Origin of the sequence: Variovorax humicola (assembly GCF_037889915.1) — a bacterium.
GTDB lineage: Bacteria > Pseudomonadota > Gammaproteobacteria > Burkholderiales > Burkholderiaceae_C > Variovorax > Variovorax humicola.
Map to the genome: position 1 here is coordinate 1 of NZ_JBBKZV010000075.1, position 7,853 is coordinate 7,853.

Here is a 7,853-nt window from a genome sequence, read left to right on the forward strand (position 1 = left end):
GCCGCGGGCTACGCCGGGCTGGACAACGAGCTGTTCTACATGGACAAGACCATGATGGTCTTCGGCGACGCCAAGAAGGTGGTCGAGGACATGGGCAAGGCGATCGAGTAAAGGAACATCATGAGAAATTCAATCCGTCGCGCCTGCGTGGTGCTGAGCGCCATCTGGTTCGCTGTCATTGGTGCGGAAGCCTGGGCACAAGCCGCGTACCCGGATCGCGCCATCAAATTGATCGTGCCGTGGCCCGCAGGGGGCAGCGTGGACATCGCTGCGCGTATCGTTGCCGAACAGCTTGCCGTCAACCTCGGCCAGCCCGTCATCGTAGACAACCGCCCCGGCGCAGCGGGGAACATCGGGGCGGCTGCGGCAGCGAAAGCCAGTCCCGACGGCTACACGCTACTGATGGCAACGACCCCGATGATCATCAATCGCAGTCTCTACAGCAACCTGCCGTTTGAGCTGTCACGGGACTTCACGCCGATCAGCCAACTTGTCAACTTGAACTATGTCATGGTCGTCCACCCTTCCGTGGCCAATTCAGTGCAGGAATTGATAGCCAAGGCCAAAGCCAATCCGGGACAAATCAGCTATGCCTCCTCGGGACCCGGAACGCAGCTTCATCTCATCGGAGAAAGCTTCAGGCGCCAGGCCGGCATCGACATTGTTCACGCGCCCTACAAGGGAGCACCGCCGGCGCTGGCGGACATGGTCGGCGGCCATGTTCAGATGATGTTCCCCGGCCTTCCCGTGGTGGAACCACTGCTCAAGTCCGGTCGGCTCAAGGCGCTCGCAGTGGTGAGTGCGCGTCGACTGCCGCTGCTGCCAAACGTTCCCACCTTGGCCGAGGCGGGCGTACCGGACATCGAATTCACGGAATGGTATGGCGTCGTCGTTCCTGCGGGCACGCCAGACAAGATCGTGACCAGGCTCAACGGCGAGATCGTGAAAGTCCTCAGGATGCCCGACGTGCGTCGGCGCCTCGTCGACCGCGGCTTTGATCCCGCCGGTAGCACGGCGCCGGAATTTGCAGATCTGATCCAGAAAGAACAGAAGAAGTGGGCTGCTACCGTCGCGCAATCAGGCATCCGGGTGGATGAATAGCGTGCCGGTCGGAGAATCCGCCTGCTGAAGGGGCTGGTGTTCCTGTCATCGTCGAGGCGATCTCCCTTTCTTGGACACACGCGCTTACGGCGCAAATTCACACGCGTCGGTCGTGACCTGACGGCTCGCCTGTCGCGGCGAGAACGATAGGGTCAGATCCCATGGCGCAATTTCGGACTAGCCTCGCGCATCGGCGAGGGAGTATCCTTGCTGCCCGAAAGTTCGCTGAGTTCCCGAGGGGCCGCCCACAGGCGCGAGGCGGCCCGAGCAGCCCCGAAAGCGCCGACGCGGCGAGCCTGCGACCCACGTGTCTCGGGCAGCCTGCACGACAGGAGACGCAGCATGGCCAAAAAACCCGCTTCCCGCGCCACACAGGGGCCGCTGGATGACGAGGAACTTCGACGCATCGACGCTTGGTGGCGCGCGTGCAACTATCTTTCTGTCGGGATGATCTACCTGCGGGACAACCCGCTGCTGCGCGAGCCGATCAAGGTCGAGCACGTGAAGCACCGCCTCCTCGGACACTGGGGCGCGAGTCCGGCGCTGTCATTTGTCTGGGCGCATCTGAACCGCGTGATCAAGCGCGACGATCTGGACGTGATCTTCATGGCGGGGCCGGGACACGGCGCCCCGGGCGTGCTCGGCCCCGCGTACCTCGAAGGCACCTACTCGGAGGTCTATCCGGACAAGAGCGAAGACGCGGAGGGCATGCAGAAGTTCTTCAAGCAGTTTTCGTTCCCCGGTCACATCGGATCGCATGTCACGCCCGAGACGCCTGGCTCGATTCACGAAGGAGGTGAGCTTGGCTACAGCCTCTCGCATGCCTATGGCGCCGCGTTCGACAACCCGGACCTCGTCGTGGCCTGCGTGGTCGGTGACGGCGAGGCCGAGACCGGGCCGCTCGCCACGGCCTGGCATTCGAACAAGTTCCTCAATCCGGCGCGCGACGGCGCCGTGCTGCCCATACTCAACCTCAACGGCTACAAGATCGCCAACCCGACCATCCTGGCGCGCATCAGCCACGAGGAACTGGAGGCGCTCTTCGTGGGCTATGGCTACAAGCCTTTCTTCGTCGAGGGATCGGATCCGGCCGAAATGCACCAGAAGATGGCCGGCACCCTCGATGCGGTCTTTGCCGAAATCCGCGAGGCCCAGGAGAAGGCGCGCGTGAGCGGCCATGCCGAGCGGCCGCGCTGGCCGATGATCGTGCTGCGCAGCCCGAAGGGCTGGAGCGGGCCAAAGGAGATCCGGGGCCACAAGGTCGAGGGCTCCTGGCGTTCGCACCAGGTACCGTTCTCCGATGTTCGGGAAAATCCCGCGAACCTCGAGTTGCTGGAGAGCTGGATGCGCAGCTACAAGCCCGAGGAGCTGTTCGATGCCGACGGAAGGCTGGTCCCCGACCTCAGGGCGCTGGCGCCTTCGGGGCGGCGGCGCATCAGCGCCAACCCCGTGGCCAACGGCGGCCTTCTGCGCCGGGAGCTGAAACTTCCCGACTTCCGCGACTACGCCGTGGACGTGACGCAGGCCGGCAAGGTGCTGCACGAGAACACCCGGCCGCTGGGCGAGTTCCTGCGCGACACGATGCGCAACAACATGAGTACCTTCAGGGTGTTCGGCCCGGACGAGACCGCCTCCAACCGCCTGCAATCGATCTATGAAGTGAGCAAGAAGGTGTGGATGGCCGACCTGCTGCCCGAAGACGCGGATGGCGGTGAGCTGGCGCGCGACGGCCGCGTGATGGAGATGCTGTCCGAGCACACGCTCATGGGATGGCTCGAGGGCTACCTGCTCTCCGGCCGCCATGGCTTCTTCCACACCTACGAGGCCTTTGCCCATGTCGTGGACTCGATGTTCAACCAGCACGCGAAGTGGCTGGACATCTGCAAGAACCATGTGCCGTGGCGCGCGCCGGTGGCGTCGCAGAATATCCTGCTGTCGTCGACCGTCTGGCGCCAGGATCACAACGGCTTCTCGCACCAGGACCCCGGCTTCATCGACCTGGTGACCAACAAGAGTCCGTCGGTCACGCGGGCCTACCTGCCGCCGGACGCCAACACGCTGCTCGCGGTGGCGGACGCCTGCCTGCGCTCCACCGACTGCATCAACGTGATCGTGGCCGACAAGCAGAAGCACCTCCAGTTCACCACCATGGACGAGGCCATCGTGCACTGCGCCAAGGGCATGGGCATCTGGCGGCGCGCGAGCAACGACGAGGGCGAGGAGCCGGACGTGGTGATGGCCTCGTGCGGCGATGTCGCGACCCAGGAAGCGCTGGCAGCGACGGCGATCCTGCGCGAGCGGCTACCCGAGCTCAAGCTTCGCTTCGTGAACGTGGTGGACCTGTTCAGGATGCAGCCCGTCAGCGAGCATCCGCACGGCTCGACCGACCGCGAGTTCGACAGCCTGTTCACGCTCGACAAGCCGGTGATCTTCAACTTCCATGGCTACCCCTGGCTGATTCACAAGCTCGCCTACCGCTTTTGCAACCACGAGCACCTGCATGTGCGTGGCTACAAGGAAAAAGGAAACATCAACACGCCGATGGAACTCGCGATCCTCAACCAGGTCGACCGCTTCAACCTCGTGATCGATGTGCTCGATCGCGTGCCGCGCCTGCAGGGCAGGACCGCGCATCTGCGGGAAGACATGAAGAACGCGATCATCGACAACTTGCGCTATGCGCACACCCACGGCACCGACCGCGCCGAGGTCGCCAATTGGGTGTGGCCGGGCTGAGGCCGAGCAACGATGGCCGCCAATCCGACCACCCGTGTGCCCGGCGGCGCCGAAGCCGCCCGGCACGGGCTGGATGCCGAGTCGCTGCAGCGCGACGTGCTCGACAACCTTGTCTCGCTGCAGGCCCGCTATCCGGCCATCGCTACGCCGCACGACTGGTACATGGCGCTGTCCTACAGCGTGCGCGACCGGCTGCTCCTGCGATGGGTCGACACGGTGCAGCGCTATGCCGCCGCGGATGTACGGGTTGCCTGCTACCTGTCGGCCGAGTTCCTGATCGGGCCGCAGCTTGGCAACAACCTGCTCAATCTCGGCATCGAGGCGCAGGCGCGTGCGGCCATGCTGGCGCTGGGCCAGGACCTCGATACGGTGATCGCATTGGAGGAAGAGCCGGGGCTGGGCAATGGCGGCCTCGGCCGGCTGGCGGCTTGCTACCTCGACTCGCTGGCGACGCTCCAGATGCCGGCCCTGGGCTATGGCATCCGCTACGAGTTCGGCATCTTTCGCCAGGCGATCCGCGATGGCTGGCAGGTGGAAGAAACCGACAAGTGGCTGCAGAAAGGCAACCCCTGGGAGATCGTGCGGCCGGACGTGGCGTACTACGTGAATTTCGGCGGGCACACCCAATCCGCGACCGACGCAGAGGGTCGGTTTCGCGTGCGGTGGACCGCGGCCAACCAGGTCAAGGGCGTGGCGTGCGACACGCCGGTGCCGGGCTATCGCGTCGAGACCTGCAACACCCTGCGGCTGTGGAAGAGCGAGGCGGTCGAATCCTTCGACCTGGCGGACTTCAATGTCGGCGACTACTACGGCGCAGTGCAGGAAAAGGTGATCTCCGAGACACTGTCCAAGGTGCTCTATCCGAACGACGAGCCCGAGATGGGCAAGCGCCTGCGTCTGGCACAGCAGTACTTCTTCGTGTCCTGCTCGTTGCAGGACATGCTGCGCCTGCTTGAACTCAAGGGTGAGCCGATCGAGCGCTTCGCCGACATGTTCGTGGCGCAGCTCAACGACACCCACCCCTCGATCGCAGTCGCTGAGCTCATGCGCCTGCTCCTGGACGAGCGCGGGCTACAGTGGGAGCAGGCTTGGGACATCACCCGTCGCACCCTGGCCTATACCAACCACACGCTGCTGCCCGAGGCGCTCGAGACCTGGGGGCTTCCGCTGTTCCGCAGCCTTCTGCCGCGACCGCTCGAGATCATCTACGAGATCAACCGCCGCTTCCTGGACGAAGTCCGCCAGCGCCATCCCGGCGACGAATCGCGCGTGGCCCGGATGTCGTTGATTGACGAGTCCGGCGATCGGCGCATCCGCATGGCGCACCTGGCGACCGTTGGCAGCCATGCCGTCAACGGCGTCGCCGCGCTGCACTCGTCACTGCTGCGGGAGACGGTGCTGCGGGACTTCGCCGAGCTGTGGCCCGAGCGCTTTCACAACGTCACCAACGGCGTCACTCCGAGGCGCTTCCTGGCGCTGTGCAACCCCGGCCTTGCGCGGCTGCTCGACGAGACCGTGGGCGAGGGGTGGATTGCGGATCTCACGCGCCTGCGGGGGCTGGAGGCGCATGCCGACGACGCGGCATTCCAGCGTCGCTGGCGAGCCATCAAGCACGCGAACAAGGAAGTGCTGGCGCAGCACATCCAGAGTGCCACCGGCGTCGTCGTCGATCCGCGCGCGCTCTTCGACATCCAGGTCAAGCGCATTCACGAATACAAGCGCCAGCACCTGAACGCGCTGTACATGGTTGCCTTGTACCAGCGCCTGCGCCGCGAACCGCAGCTTGCGCTCGCGCCGCGCTGCTTTGTCTTCGGGGGCAAGGCGGCGCCGGGCTACGCGATGGCCAAGCTCATCATTCGCCTCATCAATGGCATCGCCGAAGTCGTCAACAACGATCCGGCAATGGAAGGGCGACTGAAGGTCATCTTCTTCCCTAATTTCAACGTCAAGAGCGCGCACCATATCTATCCGGCCGCGGACCTGTCCGAGCAGATCTCGACCGCGGGCAAGGAGGCATCGGGCACGGGCAACATGAAGTTCATGATGAACGGCGCGCTGACCATCGGTACGCTGGACGGGGCCAATGTCGAGATCCGAGAGGAGGCAGGCGCGGAGAACTTCTTCCTCTTCGGCCTGCGCGCGCAAGACGTGGAGCGCCTCCAGCGCGAGGGCTATCGCCCGGCAGACCACGTGGCAGCGCACGACGAATTGCGCGAGGCGCTGGACCTCATTGCCTCCGGGCATTTTTCGCGCGGTGAAAGCGAAGTGTTCCGCCCGCTGGTGGAGAACCTGATGCAATGGGACCACTTCCTGGCGCTCGCCGACTACGCCGACTATGCAGCATGCCAGGCGCGTGTGGACGCTGCCTGGCAGGATCCGGCAGGCTGGACCCGGATGTCGATCCTCAACACGGCACGGTCCGGCAAGTTTTCGTCCGATCGGGCGATCCGGGAGTACGGCGATCGCATCTGGAGTCTGGCGCCGATCGGATGAGATCCTTGGGGACAGGAGAGCGCCTTGCCCTTTCACGCGAGAAGGCAGGACGACGAAGGTCGGCGTATCGGGCTTCGATGTACGGCCCTTGCGTTGGTTGACACATGGATGCGCGACAGGTCGTCCGGGTGATAGCTCAAGAACGGCTTCCCTCGACAGGCGGTGCTACATGGCTGTCTTGCCGCCGTTGACGTGAAGGATCTGGCCTGTGATGTACTTCGCTTTGTCCGACGCCAGGAAGGCAATTGCATCTGCGACTTCATCGGGCGTCCCGATACGTCCAGCGGGAATCGTCGCAGCGACCGCCGCGATTTTGTCACTGCCGCCAGCAATGCGCTCCAGCATGTCCGTTTCGATGGGGCCAGGAGCCACTGCATTCACCCTGACATTGAATTTGCTGGATTCGATCGCTGCGGACTTGGTGAGGCCCTCGATCGCGTGCTTGCTCGCTACGTAAATCGGATTCTGCGGATTGCCACGGCTTCCCATCGTGGAGGAGAGGTTGATCACCGCGCCGCGTCCTTGCGCCTGCATCACGCGCAGTTCATGCTTCATGCAAAGAAGGGTCCCCAGGACATTGGCATCGAAAGTCGCCGTGTAGGACTCGACGGTCTGATTCACGAGGGGTCCGGGCGTTCCTTCCGTTCCGGCACTGTTGACTGCGATATCGAGGCATCCGAAGCGTGCAACCGCATGCTCGACGAGTCGAAGGACGTCATCCTCGCAACTCACATTCGCCGGCACGAAGTCCGCTTCCGCGCCCATTTGCACGAGCTCCGCGACGAGCGTGGCTCCGGCAGCAGCGTTTCGGCCCGAGCAGATCACCCGCGCACCTTCGCGACCAAAAGCGAGAGCGGTTGCCCGGCCGATCCCGGCCGTTGCTCCTGTGACCAATACGACGGGACGGGAAATTGCTGTTTTCATGGGGTAGGTTCAATGAAGAAATCGATGCTGCGGATGCTGTGCGACGTGGCCACGGTTCCGACCTTCCTGTCGCGCCAGCGGAATAACTGCGGCCTCCCTGGAAAGAGGCCGGCCGTTGCTTGAACGTGTCTATTGAAAGTTTCATCCTTCAACATCCACCGGCGTGAGCCGGCGCCAGGTCAGAAGGCGTGACGGATACCGATGTCGTAGCCCATCGCGTTCTTGGCCTGGTAGCCCGAACCGGTGGTCAGGAAGGTGTTGGTGAACTGTGCCGTGCCGGTGGTGAAGTTGCTGTTGGTGTTGAAGGCAGCACCATCCTTGTTCTTGATCAAGGCCGCGGTCGTGTACAGCGCGGTGCGCTTCGACAGGTTGTGCACGTAGCCCAGGGCGAACTTGTCGGCCTTCGGTTCCGGCGCAGTCAGCGCAGCGGCGAGCGTGGGTGCCGAGCTGTAGCTCAGCTTGACGTGCGACCAGCCCACGACGATCAGGCCAGGCCCGACGGGGATGGTTGCGCCCAGGAGGGCACCGTCACCCTTGAAGTCGCCCGTGCCGACGAGCGGCGGGTTCACGTACTCGAACACGTTCTTGGAGCGCGACCA

General features: G+C 64.0%; 6 protein-coding genes. 4 read left to right on the forward strand and 2 right to left on the reverse strand.

Going from position 1 to position 7,853, the window contains the following annotated elements; genetic code table 11:
- The 4 genes from WKW80_RS36805 to WKW80_RS36820 form a co-directional block, all read left to right on the forward strand.
- Positions 1 to 111, forward strand: a 111-nt coding sequence (locus tag WKW80_RS36805) for an NAD(P)(+) transhydrogenase (Re/Si-specific) subunit beta (RefSeq protein ID WP_340364981.1), incomplete at its 5' end; no start/stop codon positions are given.
- A 9-nt stretch (positions 112 to 120) separates the two neighbouring features.
- Complete coding sequence (locus WKW80_RS36810; protein ID WP_340368496.1) at positions 121 to 1,101, forward strand: Bug family tripartite tricarboxylate transporter substrate binding protein; 981 nt, start codon at positions 121 to 123, stop codon at positions 1,099 to 1,101.
- A gap of 342 nt (positions 1,102 to 1,443) precedes the next feature.
- Entirely contained in the window at positions 1,444 to 3,837 is a 2,394-nt protein-coding gene (locus WKW80_RS36815) for a phosphoketolase family protein (RefSeq protein WP_340368497.1), read from the forward strand.
- A gap of 12 nt (positions 3,838 to 3,849) precedes the next feature.
- Positions 3,850 to 6,330, forward strand: a complete 2,481-nt coding sequence (locus WKW80_RS36820; protein WP_340368498.1) for a glycogen/starch/alpha-glucan phosphorylase — start codon at positions 3,850 to 3,852, stop codon at positions 6,328 to 6,330.
- Positions 6,331 to 6,495: 165 nt separating this feature from the next.
- Here the strand turns inward: WKW80_RS36820 and WKW80_RS36825 are convergent, their stop codons facing one another.
- Positions 6,496 to 7,242 carry an SDR family NAD(P)-dependent oxidoreductase gene (locus WKW80_RS36825; protein WP_340368500.1) on the reverse strand — a complete coding sequence of 249 codons (747 nt, stop codon included), beginning with the start codon at positions 7,240 to 7,242 and terminating at the stop codon, positions 6,496 to 6,498.
- Between the two features lie 191 nt (positions 7,243 to 7,433).
- Positions 7,434 to 7,853, reverse strand: a 420-nt coding sequence (locus WKW80_RS36830) for a porin (RefSeq protein WP_340368499.1), incomplete at its 5' end; no start/stop codon positions are given.

Excerpts from the sequence above, each read along its gene's own strand:
- WKW80_RS36815 (WP_340368497.1), top strand. The coding sequence starts at position 1,444 with ATGGCCAAAAAACCCGCTTCCCGCGCCACACAGGGGCCGCTGGATGAC.
- WKW80_RS36820 (WP_340368498.1), top strand. The coding sequence starts at position 3,850 with ATGGCCGCCAATCCGACCACCCGTGTGCCCGGCGGCGCCGAAGCCGCC.
- WKW80_RS36810 (WP_340368496.1), top strand. The coding sequence starts at position 121 with ATGAGAAATTCAATCCGTCGCGCCTGCGTGGTGCTGAGCGCCATCTGG.